The sequence below is a fragment of the Weissella sp. DD23 genome (assembly GCF_001579105.1).
Lineage (GTDB): Bacteria > Bacillota > Bacilli > Lactobacillales > Lactobacillaceae > Weissella > Weissella cibaria.
Genome location: NZ_KQ970391.1, coordinates 248,231 through 249,739 on the forward strand (window position 1 = coordinate 248,231; position 1,509 = coordinate 249,739).

The window sequence follows — 1,509 nt, forward strand, 5'->3', positions numbered from 1 at the left end:
CCAATGTTTCTGACTCGGATGCTGTTAATACTGCCAAGCAGGCTGTGAACGATGCCTTGAATGCAACGGACTTGAATACAGATACGTTGAACAAGGCACTTGGTGATTTGGACAAGGCAGTGTCTGATGCTAAGGCTGCGTTGGCTACTGCCAAGGGTAATGCAACTGTCGAAGAACCAGCTAATTTGCTTGACCAAATCAAGAAGTTGTCACCAGCAGACCAAGACAAGTTGGCAACGGCTGTTGCGAAGTTGAAGGATTTGACTGACCCTAAGAACGACGGCACAACGAAGGCCTCAGATATTAAGGCACAACAAGATATCGTTGACGGTATTTTGGCACCATTGCAAGAGGCACGTAAGACAGCTGTGCAAGATGCAACGACCGTAGCAACGGCGGATGTACCTGCTAACATTACTGATCAAGCTAAGAATTCAACGCTGCAAGCTGACAAGGATGACTTGCAGAAGATTGCAGCCGATGATAAGTCAACATTGGCTGATATTCAAAAGGCGCAACAAAAGGTTGCCGATGATATCAAGGTGATGACGGACAACGTTAACGATGCAAAGTCAGCTGGAAATAGCGTTATCAACAAGTGGAACACGGCAGATAATGTTGCCAAGTACACGGATCAAGATGAAACAATCAAGGATGATATTGCGACGTTGACTGGTTTGACGTCAGCTGACAACAAGACGGCTACCCAATCAGATATTGATGGTGCCCGTCAGAAGTTGCAACACGACATTGAAGTTGCCGAGGGACAGCGTCAAACTTCTGTAACTACGGCTGACACTGCTGTAACAGCAGTAACCCATGCGACGGATGATGACGTTAAGGCGCGCATCGACGCTGTGAAGTCAGCCGAGGAAACTGGCACGAAGACGGCAATTGACGAAGCAGTTGCAAAGCTACAAGTAGCTGACGAAACTGTGGTGGCAAAGAATATTGCTGATGACAAGGATGTTGCTGGTGCCAAGCAGGCAGTTGATGCTGCATTGGACGCAAATCCATATGATCAAGCCAAGGTTGATACGGCAAAGAATAATTACGATGACGCGATCAAGCAAGCCGAAAGCAAGCTAGATGCTGCCAAGAAGCAAGCCACTGTTGAAGAGCCAGCTAACTTACTTGACCAAATCGGTAAGTTGCCAAAGGATGACCAAGCCAAGTTGGCGACGGCTGTTGCTAACTTGAAGAACTTGACCGATCCTAAGAACAATGCCACGACGAAGGTTTCAGACATTAAGGCACAACAAGATATCGTTGACGGTATTTTGAAGGCCTTGCAAGAAACCCGTCAAAACGCTATCGACACGGCTAATACAACTGTGACGGCTACGGTTCCAACCAACATTGCTGATCAAGCTGAGAAGTCGACGTTGCAAGCTGACAAGGATAACTTGCAGAAGGTTGCAGCTGACGACAAGTCAACATTGGCTGATATCCAAAAGGCGCAACAAAAGGTTGAAGACGACATTGCGGACATGACCAAGAATGTCACAG

Annotated in this window: 1 protein-coding gene; it reads left to right on the top strand. The window is 47.2% G+C overall.

What is annotated here, in order from left to right; translation table 11 throughout:
- The coding region (locus WEIDD23_RS03775; protein ID WP_197458786.1) for a hypothetical protein at nt 1-1,509 on the top strand (1,509 nt) is incomplete at both ends.